We start from the raw sequence: 23,760 nt of genomic DNA, 5'->3' as shown, positions 1-23,760 counted from the left end.
CCCCCGTTGAGGGGTGATAAAATCCGCCTCGTGCCATATCTCACAGGCCCGTGCGCTTGGTGAAGGCGGTGCGACCAGGGTGGATATAACCACCGTGGCCCGTATTACACCATCTGATAGGACCAGTGGCGATACTCTGGATGGTGACACGCCGATGGGGGAGACCACCTTGTTGGCGCGAGTGAGCACCCGGCCACACCGACCTCAGGAGAATGAGAGATGACCGCAACAATCAAAGGCCTTGTAGGTGAACTGCCCACGAAGAATGAGAAGCTCATTTCGTGGATTAGTGAGAGCGTCGAGCTCTTCCAGCCGGAAGAGGTCGTGTTCGTTGACGGCTCCCAGGAAGAAGCGGACCGCCTCGCTGGTGAGCTCGTGGAGAAGGGCACGCTGATCAAGCTCAACGAGGAAAAGCGCCCGAACTCCTACCTGGCCCGCTCCAACCCCTCGGACGTCGCCCGCGTGGAATCCCGCACCTTTATCTGCACCGAAACCGAAGAGGGCGCCGGCCCCACCAACCACTGGGCGCCGCCGGCGGCGATGAAGGAAGAGATGACGGAGGCCTTCAGTGGTTCCATGAAGGGCCGCACCATGTACGTGGTGCCGTTCTGCATGGGCCCCATCAACGACCCGGACCCGAAGCTGGGCGTGCAGCTGACGGACTCCGCCTACGTGGTCCTGTCCATGCGCATCATGACCCGCATGGGCAAGCAGGCCCTGGACAAGATCGGGGACGAGGGTAACTTCGTCCACGCCCTGCACTCCGTGGGCGCTCCGCTGGAGCCGGGTCAGGAGGACGTAGCCTGGCCGTGCAACGACACCAAGTACATCACCCAGTTCCCGGAGACCAAGGAAATCTGGTCCTACGGTTCCGGGTACGGCGGCAACGCCATCCTGGCCAAGAAGTGCTACGCGCTGCGCATCGCCTCCGTCATGGCCAAGGAAGAGGGCTGGATGGCAGAGCACATGCTCATCCTGAAGCTCACCAACCCGGAGGGCAAGAAGTACCACGTGGCGGCCGCCTTCCCGTCCGCCTGCGGTAAGACCAACCTGGCCATGATCACCCCGACGATTCCGGGCTGGTCCGCCGAGGTTGTCGGCGACGATATTGCGTGGATGCACCTGCGCGAGGACGGCCTTTACGCCGTCAACCCGGAGAACGGCTTCTTCGGCGTGGCGCCGGGCACCAACTACGACTCCAACCCGATTGCCATGAAGACCATGGAGCCGGGCAACACCCTGTTCACCAACGTGGCGCTGACTGACGACGGCGACGTCTGGTGGGAGGAGATGGGCGAGGCCCCGGAGCATCTCATCGACTGGCACGGCAACGACTGGACCCCGGAGTCCACCACCAAGGCCGCGCACGCGAACTCCCGCTACTGCGTGCCGATTTCGCAGTGCCCGACGGCCGCCCCGGAGTACGACGACTGGAAGGGCGTTAAGATCGACGCCATCCTCTTCGGCGGCCGCCGCGCGGACACCGTCCCGCTGGTTACCCAGGCCTTCGACTGGAACCACGGCACCATGATCGGCGCCCTGCTCTCCTCCGGCCAGACCGCGGCCGCCGAGGGCAAGGTGGGCGCCCTGCGCCACGACCCGATGGCCATGCTGCCCTTCATGGGCTACAACGCCGGTGACTACCTGCAGCACTGGGTGGATATGGGGGTTAAGGGCGGCGAGCGCATGCCGGAGATCTTCCTGGTCAACTGGTTCCGCCGCGGCGAGGACGGCCGCTTCCTGTGGCCGGGCTTCGGCGAGAACTCCCGCGTGCTCAAGTGGATTGTGGACCGCATCGAGGGCAAGGTCGAGGCCGTGGAGACCGTCGTGGGCCACACCGCCCGCCCGGAGGACATCGACCTCACCGGCCTGGACTTCGACATCGAGGACGTCCGCGAGGCCCTGGCCGTCAACCCGGCCGACTGGGCCGGCGACATGGAGGACAACAGTGAGTACCTGCACTTCCTGGGCTCCCGCGTCCCGTCCGAGGTGTGGGATCAGTTCAAGGCGCTCAAGGAGCGCGTTGAGTCTGCCAGCTAATTAGCCTCACGCAGCTATAAGCTCCCCGCTTCAACGGCGGGGAGCTTTCGCCGTTTTAGGCGCGCAGGACCAGGACCAGGTTGGAGGTGAGGAACTCGCGCAGCACCGGCACCTTTGTTACCCACCAGGCCCAGGCCGGGTGGTAGCGCGGGAAGGTAGCCAGTAGCGTGTGCGGACCGCGTTTGTTGGCCCCGCGCGCCCAGTCCAGGCCCTCGCGCGCGGAGAGCGCAAAGAGCGAGGTGCCGAAGACGTTCTTCGGCGGGTGGCCGTGGCGGCGGGTATAGCGGTCCCGGGCGAACTCACCGCCCACGTAGTGCTCCCACAGGCCGGTCTCGTGCCCGCCAAAGGGCCCCAGCCACACCGTGTAGCTCAAGACCACTAGCCCGCCGGGCTTGGTCACGCGCAGCATCTCTTTACCCATGTCCCACGGGTTGGGGATGTGCTCGGCCACGTTGGAGGAGTACGTGATATCGAAGGTGCCATCCGCAAAGGGCAGGCGGGTGCCGTCGCCGCGCACGGCCTGGGCCACCTCGATGCCGGCGGCGGCCATCTCGCCCACGTCCGGCTCCAGCCCGACATAGCTGGCCCCGCGCTGGGCAAAGGCCGAGGCGAAATAGCCGGGCCCGCCGCCGACGTCGAGCACGCGCGCGCCGGTGAGGGACAAAGAATGGTCGCGGGAGAGGGCGTCGACAAGCGCGGCGGTGTCCTCCGCCAGACCGCCATAGAACACCGCGGGCTGGGTCTGCTCGAAGCGGAAGGAGCGCAGCAGCCGCCAGGAACGGCGCAGGGTGGCGAAAGCCCGGGTGTGTTTCATAACCCACTAGGCTAGTTCCTCGACATGAAAATCCTTCTTTTGTGCTGGCGCGATTCCACCCACCCGCAAGGCGGCGGCTCCGAGCGCTACCTGGAGCGCGTGGGCGAGTACCTCGCCGCCCACGGCCACGAGGTGGTCTTCCGCACCGCGCGCCACATGAATGCCGCCAAACGCGAGCGCCGCAACGGCGTGCTCTACTCGCGCGCCGGGGCCAAGTTCAGCGTCTACCCGCGCGCGTTGTTGGCGCTGCTGCTGGGCGGGCGCGACATGCGCGGCGTTGACGTGGTGGTGGATACCCATAACGGCATCCCCTTCTTCGCCCGCCTGGCCACCCGCGCGCCTGTTGTCATCCTGACGCACCACTGTCACCGCGAGCAGTGGCCGGTGGCCGGGCCCGTGCTGGCGCGGCTGGGCTGGTTCCTGGAATCCCGCGTGGTGCCGGCGCTCTACCGCGAGAACACGTGGGTGACGGTCTCGGAGGCCTCGAAGCGCGACCTGGAGAAGCTGGGGATAAACGGCGCGCACATCATTGAAAACGGCGTGGATCCCCTACCGGAGCACGTGCCCACCCTGGAGCGCGAGGCCAATGTCCACCTGGTCACCCTGTCCCGCCTGGTGCCGCACAAGCAGATTGAGCACGCCATGGACACCGTGGCGAGGATTCCGGGCGCGCTTCTCGACGTCATCGGTTCCGGCTGGTGGGAATCTCACCTGCGCGAGTACGCCCGAGCCCACGGCGTGGAGGATCGCGTGCGCTTCCGGGGCCAGGTGACCGAGGACTACAAGCACGCCCTGCTGGCGCGCGCCGATGTGCACCTCATGCCTTCTCGAAAAGAAGGCTGGGGGCTGGCAGTCATGGAGGCGGCCCAACATGGGGTGCCCACAGTGGGATACGTGTTTGGCCTGCAAGACAGCGTGATTGATGGCGAGACCGGCCTGCTGGTCCAGCGCGAGGCGGAGTTCACGCAGGCGGTGCGGGCGCTGGTTGAGGACCCCGCCCTGCGCGCCCAGCTTGGCGACGCCGCCCGCGCGCTGGCCGCTACCTTTTCCTGGGAGGCCACCGGCGCCCGCTTCGAAGAGCTGCTCCAAGCGGAAGCGCGCACCAGGCGGCGCTAAGCCCCCACGGCGCGGGCTCGGGTGCGGCGGCGGTGGTGGCAACGATGCGGCCGTCCTCGACCACCGCGCCGACGCCCAGCTGCTCCAACCTGCCCAGATCGCGCTCCTCCCAGGCCGCCGCGGCAGCCACGTAGCGCGTCGAAGGCTCATCCACCACCCTGCCGTCCACGGTGAGCGCGCCCGAATCCAGCTTGTTGGCCGCCTTGGAGTAGGGGTCGAGGGCAATGCCGCCATCGACTTCCACCATGGCGGGGCGGTCAGCAAAAAAGGTCAGGCGCCCGTCGAGCTTGTTTACCAGCTGGCGGTCCACGCCGGTGACCTGCGGCCGCAGGTCGGCGAGCTCCCGCGGCGCATCCGGGGCCTGGAGCAGGCACGCGCAGAGGGCCACCGTCGCCGGAAGCTGACGCAGGGCTCCGATGCCCGCCACCGCCAGCGGTAGGGCCAGCATTGTGAGCTTGGAGGAATCACGAAGAAGGCCCGCGCCGGGAATGTACTCCAGCGCGATGGCGGTGGCCCCGGGAACAAGCCCGCCGAGGATGGCCAGGCCCATGCCAAGTACCGCCAGGACAGCGAGCGGGCGCAGCTCCCGGCGGGGAAGCCGGGCCGCGCCGACGATAGCCAGGGCGGCGACGGCCAGCCCGGCCAGCGCGAAGCCGTGCTCGCGGGAGGCCGGCACCGCCGCGGCGTTCCAGATGCCGCCGAAGCCGAGCAGCGAGCCGACCGTGCCCACGTGCGCCTCCGCGCGCGGGGCGAAGGCCGCGGCCTGGGCGGCGGGATCCCCGGGGGCGGTGGGGGAACCACCGAGGAGACTAGGAACCAACCACGGCAGCCACAGCAGCACCGCACCGCCGGCGAAGAGCTGCCGACGGCGCCCGTCGCGCTCACAGGCCACCGCGAGGAGCCCACCGAAGAGCCCGCCGGTGGGCGTCAAGGACGCCGCCCACAGCGCCAGCCACGCCACGCGCGGACGACCGCGCAGGCAACCCCACGCGATCACGGGCGCCAGCCACGCCGCCACCGCCAGCGACCACTGGCCCTGCAGGAGGCGCTCGATGACGAAGGGATTGGCCACAGCACACGCCATCGCGGCGGCTGCCGCCCACGGGCTCGACTGGGCCCTGCTGCGCGACCAGCAACAGGCCGCCCACGCGGACGCGCTCGCCGCGCCGAGGATAAAAACCCTGGCGAGCCACGCCCCGCCCACCAGCGCGAGCACGCCGTCCTGCGGCGCATTGCGGGCGGGCAGGTCGCCGGCGCCGAAGGCGGAGGCGCTCAACGCCGGGTGATTCAGCAGCACCATGTCGCGCCACAGAAATTCGCCCGGCAGCAGGAAGGGCCAGCACACCGCGGCGACGAGTACGACACCCCAGAGCCTTAAAGCCCAGCGCACTGCGCGGGAGGACACGGACATCGGATCCTTAAGCGTCCTGGGCGCGGCGGCGCATGTACATCGCGGCCGCCACCGCCAGCAGCACCACACCCACGGTCTTGCCCAGCCAGCCCACGATGCTCAGCATCTTCACCGTGGTGATGACCTGGCGCACGGCGTCGAGGCGCTCGGTGCGGGTCTCGGTGGACCAGGCCAGGGGGGCGTCGACAAGCGCGCGCTCCTGCGTGTCATCGGCGGCGACCATGGCCTCGGCCTGCGCGGCGTCGGTAGCCCAGAAGATGCGCGGGTGCTCCTCCTCGTTGACAATCGTGCCGGTGGTGGGCTCCACCCACACCGTGCGGCTTACCGCATAGAAGGGCTCCAGGATGACGTGCGAGTTCGCCTTGAGATCGAAGCGCTGCAGAGACTCCGGCGAGTAGAAGTCGCTCGCCGGGCCGGAACGGTGCTGGTCGGTGCCCAAGACATCCGCCAGCGCGGCCGGCTGAAGCTCCTGGTGGAAGACATAGGTGGGGATGCCGTCCAGCTTCTCATCCCGCAGGAAATCAATCGGCGCCGAGTCCTGCGTGAGCGGATCGAAAAAGGGGTAGGAGCGCTGCTCCGCGCCGGAGGGGAAGAAGTAGCTCATGCCCTCGCTTTCGACCTTCTTGTCCGCACTGTCCACGCCCAGCTCCGGGATGGCGATGCTCTGCGTGGTGTTGGTCCCGGCCACCGGGTACGTGGACTCGCGGTTGAGCAGGGAATCTTCGCTAATACGCACGATGGTTTTCCCGTCCTGGGCCAGCTCCACGGTGGATGTCGCGCGCGCTACCGAATCCTTCTCTGCTGGGGAAGTGGTGGTGTGGCGGGTGTAGGTGGTGCCGTCCTGCTCCGCGCGGACTTCGAGGTTCAGGTCCGTGGCTAGCGGCCGCGCCTGGTTGTTGTAGAGCGGCGGCAGGATGGACCCGAGGATAAGGAAGACCGCGGCGGCAATCGTCACCTGCGCTATGCGGGAGCGAAGGAACACGTCAGCTCCGATCGGTCGAGAGGGGGATTTACTGCAGAAATAGTATCGTAGTAGGCCATGCGCTTTCTCCCCGAGCTCGAAGGTGTGCGTGCGCTGGCAGCACTGGCTGTTGTAATCACGCACGTGTCCTTCCAGACGGCCACCGGCTGGGCCTGGGCCGAGCGTCTGGACTACGGCGTGGCGGTCTTCTTCGTGCTCAGCGGCTTCCTGCTGTGGCGCCGGCGGCACGCGCACACCGTGGGCCAGTACGCGCTCTCCCGCGTGGCCCGCCTGGCCCCGCTCTACGTGGTGTGCGTGGTGGCAGTACTCGCCCTGCTTCCCGACGCCTCCCCGCTCACCCTCCCCCAACTTCTCACCAACCTCACCGGCACGCAGCTCTACATCGCCGACGGGCTAGTACCCGGGCTGACCCAGCTGTGGTCGCTGTGCGTGGAGTTCGCCTTCTACGCGGTGCTGCCGCTTATGGCGTGGGCCTTGGATCGGTTTTCCGCGCGGGGGCGGGTGCTGCTCATCGCCGGCGCGGGTGTGCTGAGCCTGGGCTGGGGTTTCCTGCCTTTCGTGGCGGGGTTTGAGTCTGGCCAGGTCAATACGCAGATCTGGCCGCCGGCGTACTTCTCGTGGTTCGCGGTGGGCATGCTGGCCGCAGAGGCGGAGGCCGCGCAGGTGCGGCTGCGCGCCGGGCGCGTCGTGCGCCCGGTGTGCTGGGCGGTGGCCGCGGGCTGCGTGTGGCTGGCTAGCCGCGAGTGGTTCGGCCCGCAGGGCCTGGTGCACCCCGCTCCGGACGAGTTTGCGCGGCGTATTGCCGCAGGCGCGGTGTGCGGGGCCTGCGTGGTGGTGCCGGTGGCGCTTTCTCCCCGTGAAAGCTGGTTGGCCGCGCCCCTCATGCGCGCGCTGGGCCGCTGGTCCTACGGTGTCTTCCTGTGGCACGTGGCGGTGCTGGCCATCGCGTTCCCGTTGCTGGGCGTGGACCCGTTTACTGGCTCGGCCGGAGACTTCGCGGTGGTGGCCGCCTTTACCGTGGTGGTCAGCTGCGCGCTGTCGGCGGCGACCTACGTGCTTGTGGAGGTCCCCGGGCGCGACCTCATCCGCTCCCTAGCCGCTACTCGCGGGGTCCGGCGGCTCAGCGGGCTCGTAAAACGGGGGCTCGCACATGGCATTTTCTAAAAGGCATTAGTCAAAAGGTTTCCTTGCCCCCAAACAAACCTTTTATGCCGGGGTATATGGTTTCTTTGCCCCCCCAAAGCCGCCTTTTGGCTAGTGCCTTTTGAGGGCAACCATGTACGGCGAGCTAGGGATTGGTGTGCGGCGGGGCGGGGAGGCAGGCGCAGGTGATGGCTGCGACGCAGAGAAGTTGGACGAGGGGCGAGTCGCCGGCGTAGCCGTCGGCGGGCCAGGGCGCGCGGGCGAGCATCGCGCCGGCGGCCAGGGTGAGCGCGCCGGCCAGGTAGTCGGCGCGCAGCGTGGTCCAGCGCGCGATGGCCCACGCCGCCGCGGCGGTGGCCAGGCCGGGAAAGCCCGCCACCAGGGTCGCGGTCGCGGCGGTGACAACAGCGAGGAGGATGCGGGCCGCGGCGGGCGATGCGGCATCGTGCGGTGCCGGCTGGCGGCGCGGCCGGCGTGAGATGACTAGCAGGCAGAAAGCGGTGGTGAGCGCAGCGAGCGCGCCGCCAAAGCCCAGGCCCGCGCGGTAGGCGCGGTCCGCGGCAAAGGACATGCGGAAGTTGCCGCCGGCACCGGCGGGGATGAGGAAGGCCTGCGTGTCGGCGTCGATGGATTGTGCCTCGAGGGAGAGCGGATCGGCCCCGGGGGAGGCAAGCTCGCCGCGCAGGCCCGCGTTGAAGGTGCGGCCGGTAACAAGGAGGCGGTCGTGGTCGGCGGGCGCGATGGACTGGCCGGCGGCCAGCCGGGTGTAGCCGCGGGCCTCTGCAGCGGGAGGCTCGGACGCGGGCAGGGGATCCGGTAGGGAGGAGGACGTATCGGTCAACGCGGCCCAGTCGCCGGTGGTGCGCACGACGTGCGGGCCGGCCGAAAGGTTGAGGGTGGCGCCGGGGGCGTGGCGGTGGGCGTCGATAAGCACAGGCTTCGTGCCGGACACCCGCACCGTCATCGCGCGCGGCGCGGTAAACGAGCGGATCAGAACATCTTCGTGGTCCTGCTGGAACAGGAACTGCCGCGCGTTCGGGGAAGTATCGGGGACGGTGACCAGGCGGCGCGGGGAGGGCTGGCCCACGATGGCGGCCTCCGCAACGCCGGTGCGGCGCTGTGGCACGATGCGGATGGTGGAGGCATGCGCGCCGGGCACCCGAATATCGCGGGCGCGGTAGGCCTCCAGGGTGACGGTGACCTTGGACTCGCCGTTGTAGATGGTGACCTCGGTCGTGCCGGTGGTCATCAACCGCAGCGTGGGCGAGGACCAGGTGGACTCTGCATGCAGCTCCAACCAGCCGGAATCACCGGGGGCTGGCCACCACGCGGTGGAGTTCTCGCCGTCCACCGCCGCGGTGACAGAGCGCGCCGGGTCCGCCCCGCCGAAGGAAGAAGCATCCGCAGCAGACGAGGACGCCGTCACGCGGCCATCGTGCTCTACCACCTGGGTCAGCGGGCCGACAGAAGGGTAGTCACGCAGGCGATTGCGCACCGTGGAAGGATCGGAGGGGGCCAGCGGTGCGGACGCCGGGCCGGAGAGCGTGCCGTAGTTGCGGTCGCGCACGGCGGGCGTGTCGGTGACGATGTCGGCGTCGGCGGAGACGAGCTCGTGCGGGCCATGAAGCAGCGCGAGCGACTCCCCGCCGCCGGCCACCCGCGGCGGGTCGGCCGGTGCCAGGTTCATGGACAGCTCTGGATCGAAGACCACGACGTCGACCTCCCCGAAGCGGTGGACCTCGCCCGGGATGTGGGCAGAGGGCGCGGAGAGGAGGTCGTGGCGCACCGCCACCGCGCCGATGCCCAGGCGCTGCAGGACCGCCGGCGCTGAGTCTGGGTCGCGCGCAATCTGCGCCATCGCGCCGTCGAGCCCGCGGATGGATTCGGGTGGGACGAGCGGCACGGCGTCCCGGACCGCCCAGGGAACGGTGAGTAGTGGCTGCGCGGGCTCGTCGCGCGTCCAGCCCCAGTCCTGGCGGGCAAAGGAGGCCGGCGGGTAGAGGAGCACGCGGGTATCTAGCGTATTCATGAAGTCGGCCGCCTCCTGCCAATAAGCCGGGACCTCCTCGTACGCGCCCTTGGGCAGCAGCCGGCCGGTCCACGCCGGGGCGGTCGCGCCGGCGGCAACCAGGCACACCAGCAGGCCCGCGGCTTGGCGCCGGGTGGGATGCAGGCTGCGCGGCAGCCCCACCCGCGCCACCACGCACGCCACGCCGAGCAGCAGCGGGATGCGCACCACCGGGTCCAGCTTGTGCACGTTGCGCAGGGCGGCCAGCGGCCCGTCCAGCGCGTCGAGGTACCAGGCGGCGTACGTGCCCAGCAGGGCCACGCCGACGAGCAGCATGAATGCCCACACGCGCGGCAGGCGCGCCAGGCCCACCAGGCCCAAGGCGGCGACCCCGACCGTGAAGAGCACAAATACCGGCTCGGTGGCCAGGGCGTTGCCGGCCACGCGCTCGGTGTCCACGAACGGTGCCCAGCTGGTCGTACCGCGCAGGATTTCCGGCAGGTTGAGCCACCGCGTAGTCACCCGGGCGGACTCGATGAACTCAGTAAACGGCGGGGCGAAGCGGCCCAAGATGAGTAGCGGAACAATCCACCACGCGGACACCGCAGCGCACCCGGCTAGCCAGGCCAGCCCGGCCCGGCCCGCCCGGCGCCACAGCAGGACCAGGCCCGCGGGCAGGCAGGCCGCCAGCGTGGCCGTGGCGTTGACCGCGCCCATGCACGCCACCGCCACCACGGCAGGCGCGGCGTCCCGCCACGTCAGCCGGCCCGGCCGCAGGAAGGGCAGGAGCACCCAGGGCGCGAGCATGACCGGCCAGGTCTCCGAGGAAATCGCGCCCAGCGTCGTCAGCGTGCGCGGGGAGAGCGCGAAGAGCAGCCCGCCCGCCATGGCGGCGCGCGCGGGGGCGGCGGGCAGCACCGCGCGGACCAGCCGGAAGAATCCCCCGAACCCCACCGCCAGCACGAGGAACCACCAGAGGCGCTGCGCTATCCAGTCCGGCAGCGGGTCCGTGATGAGAAAGAACAGGCCCTGCGGGAAGAGGTAGCCGTAGGCCTGATTCTGCAGCTGGCCCAGGGTAAAAGTATCGGTATAGGCATGCAGGGCGCCGGCCAAGAAGCCAGCCGGGTTGGCCGCCAGATCGTGTTTGGTGTCGGCGGCGGTCAGCCCCCAGGGCTGCGCCAGCACCACGAGGGCGACAAGGATTAAGCCCCCGGCGTGCGCGTGGCGGGCGCGCACCTTAGTCGCGGGAGCCGTACTCGGGTCCGCCCATCACGGCGTCGGAGGCGGAGACGGAGCTATCGCCCGGCACGGCGTCTGCCTGTGAAAACTGGGCGATGCCCAGGATGGTGACGACTCCCAGCGCTACGCCGACGACGGCGCTGCCCAGGGCGGGGCCGAGGGTGCGCTTGTTCAGGGAATCGGAATCGAAGGCCATGACCGCAGATCATAGCAGGCAGGTGGCCGAATGTAGTTAGTCCTCGTCGGCGTCGTCCGTAATTTCCGGGGGCACGATGAAGACCGGAAGGCCGGCGTTGCGGACGATGTATTCGGCGGTGGAGTTGTTCCACAGGGAGCGGAAGCCGGTGAGCGCGCGGGTGCCGGTGACGATGACGTCCACGTCGAGTTCCTGGGCGGCGTCCACGATGGCGCTTTGGATGGTGGAGACGGATTCCACCAGCTGGGCGTGGCCGCTTAGTCCCAGGGACTCGGCCTTGGCGATGCCGCGGCGGCAAATCTCGAGCGCTTCGGCGTAGGCGGGGTCGTCCTCTACGTTTTCGGGGTTCGGCGCCTGGTTGAGTCCGCTGCGGCTGACCGCGCGGGCGGCCTGGCGGGCGGCGGGTTCCCACGCGGTGAGGATCTCCACGTGGGTGGGGCGCAGCAGGTGTGCGGCGTAGTCCAGGGCGCGGTCGGCGCGGGCGGAGCCGTCGTATGCGATCAGCATGGTCTCTCCGTTACTCATGTGACCATCCTAACAACCGGGTGTCGCCGCCGCGGGCGCTTCAGGCACACTGGTGGGTATGACTAAAGCCAGCTTCGTCCCAGTCCTCGCCGCGGTCTGCGCGCTTTCCGCATGTGCGGGCCAGGAACCGGCGCGTGAAGGAGGCTCCTCGGCGGCACCGGCGGCCCCGGTGACGTCGGAAAGCGCGGCGTCCGCAGAGACACCAAGCACACCGAGCAGCGCGGCCCCGGCCAGCCCCGCGCCCGAGCAGCAGGATGTGCGCGCCCAGGCCGCCTCCCTGCTCATGCCGCCGGCGCTCAACTACGACGACGCGAAGGCGAAACTCGAGGCGGGCGTCGGCGGGCTGTTCATCCCCAGCTGGGCCGACCCGGAGCTGCTGGGCGACGGCCCCCGCGGCCTCAACGCCCTGCGGGAGGAGATAGGCCGCGACTTCGAGGCCTCCATCGACTTCGAGGGCGGCCGGGTACAGCGCTTCTCCGAGGTGCTGGGGGATTATCCCTCCCCGCAGGCCATGGCCGCGGAGAAGAGCCCGGAGGAGGTCGAGGCCCTGGCCCGCGAGATTGGTCAGAGCCTGCGCGCCCACGGCCTGACGGTGGACTTCGCCCCGGTCCTGGACGTGGACGGCGGCGACCTCGAGGTGGTGGGGGACCGCGCCTTTTCCACCGATCCCGCCCAGGCCGGCGAGTACGGCGCGGCGTTTGCCCGCGGACTCGACACCGCCGGGGTGAAGGCCGTGTTCAAGCACTTCCCGGGCCACGGCCGCGCCTCCGGGGACACGCACCTAGGCCAGGCCGTCACCCCGCCGTTGGAGGAGCTGGCCGGCCACGAGTTCATCCCCTTCCAGCAGGCCATCCCGGCCGCGCCGAACGCCGCGCTCATGATGGGCCACCTCGTGGTGCCGGGCCTGGGGGACCAGCCCGCCTCCATCAACCCGCAGGCCTACCAGCTAGCGCGGGAGGAGCTGGGCTTTAACGGCCCCATCTACACCGATGACCTGGGAGGAATGGCGTCCATCTCCGACACCCTGGGGGTGCCCGACGCCGTCGCTGCCGCCATCGCCGCCGGCGCGGACATGCCGCTGTGGTCGACGGATGATGACGTCGAGGCGGTGATCGACGCCGTCGTGCAGGCCGTGGAGGACGGCTCCATCGACCGCGCGCGCTTCGACGACGCCGTGCGCCAGATGGGCTCCGACTAGTAAAAACCCGCGCTTGGGCGATAGTGTCATACTCGTGAAAAAGTCAATCGGACACAGCCAGCACCGCCGCGAGCGCAGCCGCAGGGGGCTGCAGGTCACCCTCGGCGTGCTCGTGGGCCTCGTGCTCATCGCGGGCATCGCCTACGCCTGGGACGTTCTGGCTAACCAGCACAAGGTGCCGCGCGCGACGTCGGTAGGCGGCGTCGACATCTCCCGCATGGAGCGCACCGCTGCCGTGAGCAAGCTCGAAGACGAGCTGGGGGATGTTGCCTCCCAGCCGGTGGAGGTGCGCTCCGGCGAGAAGAGCACCCAGTTCACCCCGCAGGACTCCGGCCTGGCGCTGAATTACCAGAAGGCGGTGGACGGCATCCCGGATGCCTCCCTCAACCCCTTCGCGCGCCTCTACAGCTTTATCAAGCCCACCGAGGAGATCCCGGTGGCAGTGGACGTGGACGAGCAGGCCCTGGGCGGCGAGCTTGAGCGTGTGGGCAAGGACTTGAGCATCGAGCCCAAGGACGGCAACCTGGAGCTCATCAATGGCTCTCTCAAGGAAACCGCCCCGGAGCTGGGCCAGGCCGTGGACCAGGGCACCCTGCACAACGCGGTGGTGGACCACTGGCTGGATCCGGAGGGCGTGGACGTGACGCCCATGGTGGTGGAGCCGCGCATCAATGACGAGGCGATTGAGGCCATGCGCACGGGTGATGCCGCCCGCGCCCTGGATAACCCGCTGACCCTGAAGGGTGAGAACAACACCACCGGCACCCTGCGCAAGCCGGAGATCTCCCAGTTCGTCACCATCGCCGCCGAGGACGGCGAGCTGCGCCTCAAGGTGGACAAGGACCGCGCCCGCGAGCTTTTTGCGGAGCGCATGCAGGGCTCTGAGGTCCCCGGCACCAACGCCAAGATCTCCTTTAGCGGCAACAAGAAGCAGGTCACGCCTTCTGTCGACGGCTCCATCATCGACTGGGACAAGACCCTGGAGAAGTTCGAGGAGCGCGTTTCCTCCGAGGACGACCGCGAGTGGGACGCCGACTACAAGCCGGACCCGGCCAAGTTCACCACCGAGATGGCGGAGAAGGCCACCTTCGACGACACCATCTCGGAGTTCTCCACCGGCGGCTTCTCCGGCGCCTCCGGCACCAACATCCGCCTGGTGGCCCAAGAGGTCAACGGCGCTGTGGTCAACCCGGGGGAGACCTTCTCCCTCAACGGCTACACCGGTCCCCGCGGCACCGGGCAGGGCTACGTGGAATCCGGCATCATTATTGACGGCCACGCGGGTACCGCGGTGGGCGGCGGCATTTCCCAATTCGCCACCACGCTGTACAACGCCGCGTACTTCGCCGGCATGGAGGACACCGCGCATACGCCGCACTCCTACTACATCTCGCGCTACCCGGCCGGCCGCGAGGCCACCGTCTACGAGGGCGCGATTGACCTGCAGTTCACCAACACCTCGGATCACCCGGTGCGCATTGAGACCAGCTATGGCAAGGACATCACCGTGCGCTTCAAGGGCGTGAAGACCGTGGACGTGCAATCCATCAACAACGGCCGCTGGGCCAAGACGGATCCGCAGCGCATGACGGTGAAGGAGGACTGCTCGCCGTCGGGCGGCGCGCCGGGCTTTACCACCTCGGACACGCGCGTGATTAAGGACCTCTCCGGCAAGGAGCTCTCCCGGGAGACCACCACCACGGTCTATGACCCGCAGCCGATTGTCACCTGCGGTTAAGCCATGACGCGGCCGATGCACACCGCGGTGAAGGACCCCGCGGACGTCGATCAGCTAGCCCAGCATCCGGTGAAGTTCCGCCGCGTGGCCCGGCTGTTCTCGGCCCACCGCGGCACCCTGTTGCTGGTGACCGCGCTCATCGTGGCCACCTCGGGGCTGACCGTGGTGCAGCCCTTCCTGGTGCGCCGCACTGTCGATGACGCCATCCCCAACCACGACACCACTCTGCTGTTGTGGCTGGTCGGCGGCATGCTCGCCGTTACCGTGGTCTCCCAGGCCATCGGCGTGGTCCAGTCCTTTCTCTCCGCGCGCGTGGGACATACCATCATGCACGAGCTGCGCACGCAGGTCTTTGCCAACCTGCAGCGACAGTCCCTGCAGTTCTTCACCAACAACCGGGGCGGGGAGATCCAGTCCCGGCTGACCAATGACATCGCGGCCATGCGCGGCATGGTCACCACCACCGCAACCTCCGTGGCGAGCAACCTCACCATGACCGTGGCCACCCTGGTGGCCATGGTGGCTCTATCGCCCACGCTGTCCCTGCTTTCCCTGATTGTCCTGCCGCCCGCGGTGTGGCTGACGCGCCGCGCGGCCATCCTGCGCCGCAGCCTCATGGAGAAAAACTCTCGCGCGCAGGCAACATTGCAGCAGACCATTTCGGAGAATCTCTCTGTTTCCGGCATGCGCCTGGCGGCCACATTGGGCGCGCAGGGGCGCGTGTATGACACGTTTGAGACAACCTCACGTTCACTCATCCGCTTGGAGCTGGAATCACAGCTGGCCGGGCGTTGGCGCATGGCGCTGACCCAGATCATTTTCGGCGTGATGCCGGCGCTGATTTACCTGGTGGCTGGCCTGCGCCCGGGGATTACGATTGGCACGCTGATTGCCTTTTCCACGCTGCAGACCCAAATCTTCCGCCCGATTACCGGCCTGCTCAATGTGGGCGCGCAGTGGGTGGCGTCGATGGCGCTGTTTAGCCGCATCTTTGAGTACCTGGACTTAAAACCCGAGCTTCATGAGGTCACCGAGCCCGCGCAGCTTGCCGACGCCTCCCTCACCCTCCAGCACGTTTCCTACCGCTACCCCGGCACCGACACCGACGCGCTTTCCGAGGTCTCCCTGTCCATCCCCGCCCACACCACCACCGCACTTGTGGGGCATACCGGATCCGGCAAGTCCACGGTGGCCGCGCTCCTGGCGCGCTTGGCCGACCCAACGGAAGGCTCCGTGCTCTTGGGTGGAGTCGACTTGCGCGACATTCCTGCCGATCAACGTTCGGCTGTCATCGGCGTGGTTTCCCAGGAAACCTACCTGATTCACGGCACCGTGCGGGAGAACCTCCTCTTTGCGCAGCCTGATGCGTCGGAGGAACACATGTGGCTGGCGCTGCAGGCCGCCCGCGTGGATAAGGTCATTGCCGCGCTTCCTGAGGGACTCGATACTCTCGTGGGCTCGCGTGGTTATCGTTTCTCCGGCGGTGAGCAGCAGCGCCTCTCGCTCGCGCGCACGCTGCTGCGCGAACCCCAGGTGCTCATCCTGGATGAGGCCACCTCAGCCCTCGATAACGAAACCGAACGCGCTATCCAGGAAGCAGTCCTTGGCGCGGATGCGACCCGCCTGGTCATTGCGCACCGTCTGTCCACCATCCGCGATGCAGAGCAGATCGTCGTCCTCGATGCCGGCCGCGTGGCCGAGCGCGGCACCCACGCTGAGCTGCTGGCTCGCGGCGGTGCTTATGCGGCGCTGCTTCGTGCCGCGTCCGCTTTGGGTGAAGATTCCTAATTGTTCGGGGCTTCCTGCCGTTATTTGGCGAATTTATGGTTTTCGGACGTCGCCGTGACAGGTGTGGCACTCGACCTTCGCTCTAAGGGATGGCTGTTTCCTGTGTGACGGGTGTAAAGATTGGCTTAAAATACCCCCGCGCTGGACGGTGTGGCGCGTTTTATAGAAGTGCACCTAAGCCTGGCAGGTTACCCGCAAAACTCATGTGACCTGCTATATTGACAGCTTCTCCAAGGTGAGGATGGCCGGATTCTGGGAATTTCTCGCAGACTGGTGTGAGAGGTTGTGGCGGCGATGCCTTCTTTATGCTTTCAGTGTAGAATTCAGTTATGCAATCCACAGGCTATCGTCAGCTGAGTCTTGAGCCCTGTGCAGCTACTTTTTTCGATAGAACGTTGGCCTAGGCGGGGTGAAAGACTCTAAATACTGAGTCGGATCATGGTGCGTGAACCGTGGGGATTGGATTGCACACAGCCAATGGGGCGCGGTGCCTCATTTCATAACTCGTGTAAAGGACCAGTTTTCGTGAACAAGATCTCTCGTACCGCTCGTTCGGTTACCTTCGCTGCAATCGTTGGCCTCTCCTTGGGTATCTCCGCTCCGGGTGCACTGGCCCAGGAGAACGCTGGCACTGAGCAGGGTGCCGTGAACAAGGCAAACATCGACTTTGCCAAGAAGGGCTCCATCACCCTCTACAAGAAGAAGGGTGCTGAGTCGACGACGCGTGCTACCGGTAAGGAAATGCAAGATGTTCCGGGCGAGGCGCTTCAGGATGTGACCTACAAGATCACCAAGCTGGATTATGACCTGCAGAAGGGTGATTGGACCAAGTTCCCGCAGAACGCTGCCGATGCCAAGGGCCACGAGACCGATACAACTTTCAATCAGACCACCGGTCCCGACGGCAAGGTGGCTTTCGAGAACTTGGATTTGGGCATCTACTTGGTTGAGGAGACCAAAGCCCCCGCCGGCATCGTTTCTGGTGCTCCGTTCATCGTGTCGGTGCCGATGGTCAATGAGGCTTCCGATGCGTGGAACTACGACGTCATCGCATACCCGAAGAACACGGAAACCAAGACCGAGAAGACTGTCAAGGATGCAGATAAGAACATCCAGGACGCGTACTCCTACACCATCAATGCGGATGCCCCGACTTGGGGCGAAGGTAAGAGCCTGACTGCTTTCCGTTTCGAGGATCAGCTGGATCAGCGCCTTGACTTCCAGAAAGTCACTGAGGTTAAGGCTGGTGAGACGGTTCTCACTGCGGGTGACTACACGGTCAATGACCCGAAGGCTAACGGCAACAAGCTTGTTGTAACCCTCACCGAGCAGGGCCTTGCCAAGGTCAAGTCCGGTGACAAGTTGTCTCTGACCTTCGAGGTTAAGCGCAATAAGGTTGGCGACACCACCGAGCTGAAGAACCAGGCTGACGTCATCTTCAACAACCCGAACACCGGCAACGAGGTTAAGAACAAGACCAACGAGGTCGTCACCTACCACGGCAAGCTGAAGGTCGTGAAGAAGGACGGTAAGGAAGCCGGTAAAGTCCTGGAAGGTGCTGAGTTCGAGCTCTACCGATGTGTTTCCGCGCAGGATAAGCTCGAGAACCCGCTGACGGTAAACGGCGCGAACAAGTGGACCACTGGTGAGGACGGCACCATCACTATCGATGGCTTGCATGTCACCGATTTTGCGGACAACGCACAGGTCACCGACGTGAAGAAGTTCTGTCTGAAGGAGACCAAGGCTCCGGCCGGCTATGCGCTGCCGGAGAAAAACGTTACTGAGATTGACTTCACCCGCGACAACATCGCGAAGACTGGTGAACTGAACGGTGACGACAAGATTACCCTCGTGTCTGAGATCGACAACATTAAGCAGGACACCCCGAATCTGCCGATGACCGGTGGCGCCGGTGTGGGCATCCTGGCCGCCATTGGCGCAGCGATTGTTGCTGCTGGTGCCTGGTTTGCTCGTCGTACCGCGCGTAACTAATAGCCGGGCGTAGTTCCGGTGGTGCAGACTGTCCATGATGGTCTGCGCTGCGGGTCGGGTAACCAAAAGTAGGGCGCTCGATCCAGTAAGGGGACTGGACTAGATATAAACTTTGGTCCCCTTCTTTTTCTTTCGTTGTAATCCCGGTCGCGCTGTGCTAGCGCGTGGGGCATTGTTTTGGGTGGTGCGGGTCGTTGACTTCGGTGGTAGGCCAAGAAACTGGCCGACGACACAGGCGCCGTGGAGGCCTCGTTCTTCCGGCGGTGGTAGTTGTCGTCGGGTTGTTGGTGATGCTGTACCCAGTGGTCTCGACTGCATGGAACAACTGGAATGCCTCAAGAGTGGCGCAGGAATATGCGCGACTGGATAAAGAGACGCCGGTGCAGGTTCAGGACTCTGTATGGGATGCTGCGCATGCGTACAACGAGGAACAGACTTCGGGTCCGATCTTGGATCCGTGGTTGAACCGTATCGGGGAAGACAATCCTGACTATGAGGTTTATCTGAAGCAGTTGGGCGAGAACGAAGCGATGGCTCGCCTTGTCTTCCCAGCCGTAGACGTTGATTTACCGGTGTTTCACGGCACCGCGGATAAGACGCTGCAGCGTGGACTAGGACATTTATATGGCTCTGACTTGCCGGTCGGCGGACCAGGAACCCATTCCGTCATCACGGGGCATACGGGTCTGGCAAATTCGACAATGTTTGATCACCTTGATTCGGCTTCCAAGGGAGATGTTTTCTACATTCAGGTTGCTGGCCACAAATTGAAATACGTCGTGGACGACATCCAAGTGGTGTTGCCGAGCGAGGTTGATGGTCTGCGGCCAGTCGCTGATCAGGACTATGTCACACTGATTACGTGCACCCCGTACGGGATCAACACGCATCGCTTGCTGGTGCGTGGCCATCAGGTTCCTTTGGAGCCGGGAGAGGAGTCGGTGTTCGACGCCTCCCACGGACCGGGCTGGCAGTGGTGGATGTACGCGCTGTTGGCTGCGGTGATTGTCATTGGGTGTTGGCTGGTGTGGTGGCTGCGTCGCCAGAAGGCGGCTACCGGGGCGCAAGAAGTTATTAATAAGGAAAGTAGCGTGCGGGAGTAAGGCGATGAAGAGGTTGACAAATGCATGGTCGGCCCGAGTGGCTGCCGTCGGAGTAGCGTGTGCGATTGCGTTCGCAGGGCCGGGCGTCGTTGCTGCAGAAGCGGTGCAGGTTGCCGGGCAGCAGTCCACTGGTGCGGAACGCACTTCGGCTACGGATACAGTGACAATCCGGCTGACACAAGGCAATCCCAACGACGATGGCCAGCCGCCCTCGGGAAAAATCCAAGGTGTCACAATTCATCTGGACCGGCTTGCCGGCTTGGACCCGACCAACGCTGACGACGCAGCCCGCGTACGGAACGCGAATCTCGACGAGGTTCGTGATTGGCGCACCGATGTGCACGTGGATCTGGTCACCAATGCCAACGGCGAGGTGACGTTTGATGGTCTAGCTCATGGCTTCTATGTGGTGACGTCTACAGCGCCGGATGATTCCTACCGAGAGATAAACCCGTTTGTGGTGGCGGTTCCATTCCATACGGCGGTAGATAACCCGAAACCAGTACCAGGAGTGATTGTGGCCAAGACCCACAAACCGGGTGAAACGCCGACGCCGACGACGACCCCCACGGCCCCGACAACTCCGAATACTCCATCGACAACCTCGAGTACTCCGCGGACAACACCAAAGTTTCCGCCGGTGTTCCCTCCGTTGATTCCCCCGGTACCACCGACGAAGCCAGGAGAGACTCCGCACGAGCCTGGGACAACGCCACCTAACAACCCGGAATCTGGTACAAACACAACTTCAGATTCCCCGAACCGCTCGCAAGGGAATGGCGGCTCATTGGCAATGACCGGCGCAGAAGTACTCGGTGTGGTGGCCGCAGCGTTGGCGTTGATTGCCACTGGATTTGTGATGATTGCCTCTAGCCGTAGGAAGAATTCAGAAAGCGAGGGACGCTAATGTCCTGGACAGATTCTCATCCGGTCGAGCCGGTTGTGTACCGCTGGCGTGCTCTTGCGGCGTTCATTGCTGCACTGGCTCTCGTTGTTGGTGTTGCTGCACCGGCTGCTCTGCCCGGAATCGTTGGTGCTGTCGCCGAAGCACAAACCACAACCCTGCGCACCAAGCTCGATTCCGCAGACCAACTGAGCCTGACTGTTGGCGACTCCGCAACATTTGAAGGCCACTTTGTTGACGCCGGAACCGTGGAGGAGTTGGAATTCACTGTTGAGACTGCAGGACTGGAGTTCGACGGCTCGGCCTACACACTGACTATCGACGGCGAAGTGATCCCCGTCCGCGAAGGAGACAACCTCGTTGTAAAATCAACCAGTTCTTCAGTGACTTTCCGAATCGCTGGCCTTTCTACTGACGTGCCAGCAGGGGCAGCTTTCTCACTGAAGATCCCAGCGGTCGCAGAGGAATCCGAACTGAGCGGGATGTCCGTCGACGTGCGTGGAGTAGCCGAGGAGACTACCAGCACGTCATCACCTGAATCCAGCGAAGCCTTAGAAGCCCCTTCGGAGGTGACTGAGCCGCTTGATATTGCTGACGTTGACGCGGCCCCAGCCCGTCTGATGGCGGCGCCGAACATTACCCCGTACGCTGCAGGCGACCGCACCATCACGATGGTAAACGATGGATACGTGCTCAAGGGAAGCCGCTATATCCCGAACTTTAAGATTCCGGCCGGTGAGCTTTTTGGCGGCCAGCTGTCCATTCCGCAAGGCACGGTGGTTACCCTCAAATCCAGCGTTAACAGTTATTTATCGACTAACCCTGATGACCTGACGATCTATTACACCGGTGCCAACGGAGGTTGGTATGAGGCGAAGGTGACCTACAAAAGGATTAGCGCCAAGGAATACCAAGTCATCCTGCCGCAGATTACTATTGGTGGCACCGCACAGATTCAGTTTAAGGGTGTTCACCGCGGGCCAGCCGATACAGTGTTTACAGCTTCCTTCACCGTTCCTGCGAAAGAGGAGTGCCAAGATCCGGTTACAAGCAGACAGCCAAAGCGCGATCTCACCCCAGCTGAATTTGCCGACGGTAGCCCTGTCTACGTTGTAACCAGTGAACCTAAGGATCTTCGCCGAGACACTTCCATTCTGAGCCGTCAAGTCAACCAAGGCCGAGACTTTCGCCAGGTGGGAGAGTCCACTCCCTGGGTGTACAATGCTCTAGCCTTTGATTCGAGTGATAACTGGCTCTATGCGGTGAGCCAGATTCGCGGCCGAAATGGTGATCCTTGCTACCCGGCAGGAAATCTCCTTCAGATCAATCCGGCAACCGGTGAAGTATATAATCTTGGGCCTATTTTAAAGGCCGGAAGTACCGGTACCCCGTTTGAAACGAGCGGCGACCGGGATGTCCTCAACGCTGGCGTGTACACCAGCGAGGGATTCTTTGTGGGCAACACGTCCACTTCTGGTAGCCGTCACCTTTATAAGGTCGACGTCGACAAAGTCACGGCTCAACGCGTGCTAGGAAGCCAGAAGTCCTACTCGGAGGACTGGGCGGTGCTCCCGCAAGCCCAGAAGTATATGTGGGGTTTCCAGAGTAAGGCTCAGGCAGGCGACAAGCTTATCCTTGAACGCATTGACACACAGACCGGCGACATCAGGACCTGGGATCTCACCGGCATCAAGACCTTGGATGGGCGCACGATCTCGAACCCCTCTGCTTCTTGGGGCAAGGCGTGGACCTACTCCAATGGAAACCTGGGTTTTGGCTCGGGTAGTGCGAATGCGAATCAGCTGGGCTTTGAGCTAAAGATCACCAACCCAGATGATGATAGCCCGAAGTTCGAGCTGGTCAACATAATGAACAACCTGCCTGCTTCATTTAACACGGACGCGGCCTCCGACCTAGTTCCGCCGCCGCCAGCGCTGCAATCAAACATTGCGGTGAAGAAGCAACGCTCCGAGACCAAGGTGGTGGACGGTGAGGTGCGGACTTTTTGGACTATCTCCGTGGAAAACACTACGGACAATGCCAGCTCGGGTGGTACGTTCTGGGAATACCTACCAACGGATACTCACTATGGTGTGAACGCTACCGACCCCAAGGCAAAGTTTGAGGGCTTTGGTCCGGGATCTACCGTGGTCAACGGCCGTGGTCCGGGGCCCAATGAGATCAAACCTGAGAGCGGCATTTACGCCGGGATGGACGTGCCGTCAGCCACAAGTGGTGAGGTGGGGTACATGAAGGGTTACGTGGGTACCCTTCCCGGACACGCGAAGGTAGAGTATGTCGTCTCTGCGCCGGTGCGAAAAGATGAGAACGGCAACCTCAAGACGGTGTGTAGTCCCAACAAGGTGGCCTTCCAGGCCACGGACGGGGAGTCGAGCCCGGCTGAAGATGACAACGTTGCTACTGAAGCCTGCTTGAATAAGGTTGCTGTCGACAACACACCGCAACCTGTTCTTGGTGCAGTGAATGAATACACTGCGAAGTACAACGTCGTAGTTGAGGCACCGGACGCACCTGGCTTCGACACCAACGACGTGATCTACGGCAAGCTCACGGACACCCCGAAGTTCGTTGGTGCTGCCACGGTGACTGGAGCCACTGTGGTCTTCAAGGATGAGTTCAACAGGACCAGCCAGCCGCAGTCGTACCTGGGCGCCGGTCCGTACGAACTCAACAAGAATGACACTCCGAAGATCATTAAACCTAAATCCAAGGGTGTTGGCGGAAGTACAGGGCAGCATGTCTACGAGGTGACGGTGCGTTTCAAGCTGGATCGTTCAAAGCTGGACAGCACCTCTGTACCCGCCGGGTACCCGAGCCAACCTGCAGGAAACACCCGCTGCTACACCAAGGATGGCCTGCACGAGCCCAACTTTGGACTCATGAACGAGGCAGAAATAGGCGGCTGGAAGGATACTGACTGTATCCCGCTGGAGACCAAGGAAACTATGGACGTCCTGCTCGAAAAGGCGAGCTATAATCCGGACAACCCGGACGAGATCCAAACCGACGGGTTGCTTGGCGGCGCGCAGTTCACCGTCCACCGCGGTGATGCTAACGGCAACCTGAAGCTAAACGCGGATGGCAGCGTCAACGCTGATGCTAACCCCGTGGTGAAGCAGTCCACGACCACCACCACAGGCCGCGTCAAGCTCGAAGGCTTGGACGCCCCTGGCGTTTATTACCTCATCGAGACCAAGGCACCGAACGGCTATAATCTGCTGCCCGCGCCGATCAAGTTCTCGACGGAGTGGGATCAGAATGGCAATGCAGTCATCAAGGTGCTCTCCGGGGGGACCGCGATCACCAGTAATAGGTGCGCTGAATCTGACACCTCTGCCAACTGTGTGAAGAAAATCGGCGTCCTTCAGGTCGCTGACATCACCAAGGGTGCACTGCCCAAGACCGGTGGTGAGGGCGTAGGCCTGTGGGCGCTCGCTGGTGGCGCGATTGTCGCGGCAGGGTGCCTCGCTTTGCGACGTCGCCCGGCATAGAACCACCGCTTGCGGCAACTTTAGAAAAGGCCCGCTTTTCCAATAACC

General features: G+C 64.7%; 16 protein-coding genes. 10 read left to right on the top strand and 6 right to left on the bottom strand.

Annotation, left to right across the window (positions count from 1 at the left end; translation table 11 throughout):
• The first annotated feature begins 219 nt into the window (after nt 1-219).
• Nucleotides 220-2,040, top strand: a complete 1,821-nt coding sequence (locus ACKFR8_RS07990) for a phosphoenolpyruvate carboxykinase (GTP) (protein ID WP_408929704.1) — start codon at nt 220-222, stop codon at nt 2,038-2,040.
• 55 nt (nt 2,041-2,095) lie between these two features.
• Here ACKFR8_RS07990 and ACKFR8_RS07985 read toward each other — a convergent pair whose 3' ends face one another.
• Nucleotides 2,096-2,854: a class I SAM-dependent methyltransferase gene (locus ACKFR8_RS07985; RefSeq protein ID WP_408929703.1), complete on the bottom strand. Its 759-nt coding sequence runs from the start codon at nt 2,852-2,854 to the stop codon at nt 2,096-2,098.
• A gap of 24 nt (nt 2,855-2,878) precedes the next feature.
• Between ACKFR8_RS07985 and ACKFR8_RS07980 the strand changes: the two genes are divergently transcribed.
• On the top strand, nt 2,879-3,970 hold the full coding sequence (locus tag ACKFR8_RS07980) for a glycosyltransferase family 4 protein (protein WP_408929702.1): 1,092 nt from the start codon (nt 2,879-2,881) through the stop codon (nt 3,968-3,970).
• On the opposite strand, the gene ACKFR8_RS07975 is transcribed toward ACKFR8_RS07980, so the two are convergent.
• Nucleotides 3,894-5,375 carry a hypothetical protein gene (locus tag ACKFR8_RS07975; RefSeq protein ID WP_408929701.1) on the bottom strand — a complete coding sequence of 494 codons (1,482 nt, stop codon included), beginning with the start codon at nt 5,373-5,375 and terminating at the stop codon, nt 3,894-3,896. The genes ACKFR8_RS07980 and ACKFR8_RS07975 overlap by 77 nt on opposite strands.
• A 13-nt stretch (nt 5,376-5,388) precedes the next feature.
• On the bottom strand, nt 5,389-6,363 hold the full coding sequence (locus tag ACKFR8_RS07970) for a DUF3068 domain-containing protein (protein ID WP_408929700.1): 975 nt from the start codon (nt 6,361-6,363) through the stop codon (nt 5,389-5,391).
• A 57-nt stretch (nt 6,364-6,420) separates the two neighbouring features.
• Between ACKFR8_RS07970 and ACKFR8_RS07965 the strand changes: the two genes are divergently transcribed.
• On the top strand, nt 6,421-7,527 hold the full coding sequence (locus ACKFR8_RS07965; RefSeq protein ID WP_408929699.1) for an acyltransferase family protein: 1,107 nt from the start codon (nt 6,421-6,423) through the stop codon (nt 7,525-7,527).
• A 124-nt stretch (nt 7,528-7,651) separates the two neighbouring features.
• On the opposite strand, the gene ACKFR8_RS07960 is transcribed toward ACKFR8_RS07965, so the two are convergent.
• Genes ACKFR8_RS07960 through ACKFR8_RS07950 form a run of 3 tightly spaced genes read right to left on the bottom strand, consistent with a single transcriptional unit; the run spans nt 7,652 to nt 11,474 of the window.
• Nucleotides 7,652-10,750 (bottom strand): alpha-(1->3)-arabinofuranosyltransferase domain-containing protein, encoded by a 3,099-nt coding sequence (locus tag ACKFR8_RS07960; RefSeq protein ID WP_408929698.1) that lies wholly within the window; start codon nt 10,748-10,750, stop codon nt 7,652-7,654.
• Between the two features lies 1 nt (nt 10,751).
• The gene (locus ACKFR8_RS07955; protein ID WP_408929697.1) at nt 10,752-10,949 is read right to left on the bottom strand and encodes a DUF2613 domain-containing protein; all 198 of its coding nucleotides are present in this window, start codon (nt 10,947-10,949) and stop codon (nt 10,752-10,754) included.
• Between the two features lie 36 nt (nt 10,950-10,985).
• Nucleotides 10,986-11,474: a universal stress protein gene (locus ACKFR8_RS07950; RefSeq protein ID WP_296134191.1), complete on the bottom strand. Its 489-nt coding sequence runs from the start codon at nt 11,472-11,474 to the stop codon at nt 10,986-10,988.
• A gap of 58 nt (nt 11,475-11,532) precedes the next feature.
• On the opposite strand from ACKFR8_RS07950, the gene ACKFR8_RS07945 reads away from it, so the two are divergent.
• The 7 genes from ACKFR8_RS07945 (at nt 11,533) to ACKFR8_RS07915 (ending at nt 23,712) form a co-directional block, all read left to right on the top strand.
• Nucleotides 11,533-12,672, top strand: a complete 1,140-nt coding sequence (locus ACKFR8_RS07945; RefSeq protein WP_408929696.1) for a glycoside hydrolase family 3 N-terminal domain-containing protein — start codon at nt 11,533-11,535, stop codon at nt 12,670-12,672.
• Nucleotides 12,673-12,706: 34 nt separating this feature from the next.
• Complete coding sequence (locus tag ACKFR8_RS07940; RefSeq protein ID WP_408929695.1) at nt 12,707-14,410, top strand: VanW family protein; 1,704 nt, start codon at nt 12,707-12,709, stop codon at nt 14,408-14,410.
• 3 nt (nt 14,411-14,413) lie between these two features.
• Nucleotides 14,414-16,198, top strand: coding sequence for an ABC transporter ATP-binding protein (locus ACKFR8_RS07935; protein ID WP_296134196.1), 1,785 nt, complete (start codon nt 14,414-14,416; stop codon nt 16,196-16,198).
• Between the two features lie 525 nt (nt 16,199-16,723).
• On the top strand, nt 16,724-18,193 hold the full coding sequence (locus ACKFR8_RS07930) for a SpaH/EbpB family LPXTG-anchored major pilin (RefSeq protein WP_306507730.1): 1,470 nt from the start codon (nt 16,724-16,726) through the stop codon (nt 18,191-18,193).
• A 164-nt stretch (nt 18,194-18,357) separates the two neighbouring features.
• The gene (locus ACKFR8_RS07925; RefSeq protein WP_408929694.1) at nt 18,358-19,296 is read left to right on the top strand and encodes a class C sortase; all 939 of its coding nucleotides are present in this window, start codon (nt 18,358-18,360) and stop codon (nt 19,294-19,296) included.
• Between the two features lie 37 nt (nt 19,297-19,333).
• Complete coding sequence (locus ACKFR8_RS07920; protein WP_408929693.1) at nt 19,334-20,203, top strand: surface anchored protein; 870 nt, start codon at nt 19,334-19,336, stop codon at nt 20,201-20,203.
• Nucleotides 20,203-23,712, top strand: coding sequence for a DUF6923 family protein (locus ACKFR8_RS07915; RefSeq protein WP_408929692.1), 3,510 nt, complete (start codon nt 20,203-20,205; stop codon nt 23,710-23,712). Before ACKFR8_RS07920 ends, ACKFR8_RS07915 begins: the two co-directional genes overlap by 1 nt.
• Nucleotides 23,713-23,760: the final 48 nt, after the last annotated feature.

Source organism: Corynebacterium axilliensis, from assembly GCF_046097495.1.
In the GTDB taxonomy this organism is placed as follows: Bacteria; Actinomycetota; Actinomycetes; order Mycobacteriales; family Mycobacteriaceae; genus Corynebacterium.
Note: the sequence above shows the minus strand (reverse complement) of the source record. Positions and strands in the feature narration are given on the sequence as shown.

Excerpts from the sequence above, each read along its gene's own strand:
- ACKFR8_RS07980 (WP_408929702.1), top strand. The coding sequence starts at position 2,879 with ATGAAAATCCTTCTTTTGTGCTGGCGCGATTCCACCCACCCGCAAGGC.
- ACKFR8_RS07950 (WP_296134191.1), bottom strand. The coding sequence starts at position 11,474 with ATGAGTAACGGAGAGACCATGCTGATCGCATACGACGGCTCCGCCCGC.
- ACKFR8_RS07965 (WP_408929699.1), top strand. The coding sequence starts at position 6,421 with ATGCGCTTTCTCCCCGAGCTCGAAGGTGTGCGTGCGCTGGCAGCACTG.
- ACKFR8_RS07990 (WP_408929704.1), top strand. The coding sequence starts at position 220 with ATGACCGCAACAATCAAAGGCCTTGTAGGTGAACTGCCCACGAAGAAT.
- ACKFR8_RS07915 (WP_408929692.1), top strand. The coding sequence starts at position 20,203 with ATGTCCTGGACAGATTCTCATCCGGTCGAGCCGGTTGTGTACCGCTGG.
- ACKFR8_RS07955 (WP_408929697.1), bottom strand. The coding sequence starts at position 10,949 with ATGGCCTTCGATTCCGATTCCCTGAACAAGCGCACCCTCGGCCCCGCC.
- ACKFR8_RS07945 (WP_408929696.1), top strand. The coding sequence starts at position 11,533 with ATGACTAAAGCCAGCTTCGTCCCAGTCCTCGCCGCGGTCTGCGCGCTT.
- ACKFR8_RS07935 (WP_296134196.1), top strand. The coding sequence starts at position 14,414 with ATGACGCGGCCGATGCACACCGCGGTGAAGGACCCCGCGGACGTCGAT.
- ACKFR8_RS07985 (WP_408929703.1), bottom strand. The coding sequence starts at position 2,854 with ATGAAACACACCCGGGCTTTCGCCACCCTGCGCCGTTCCTGGCGGCTG.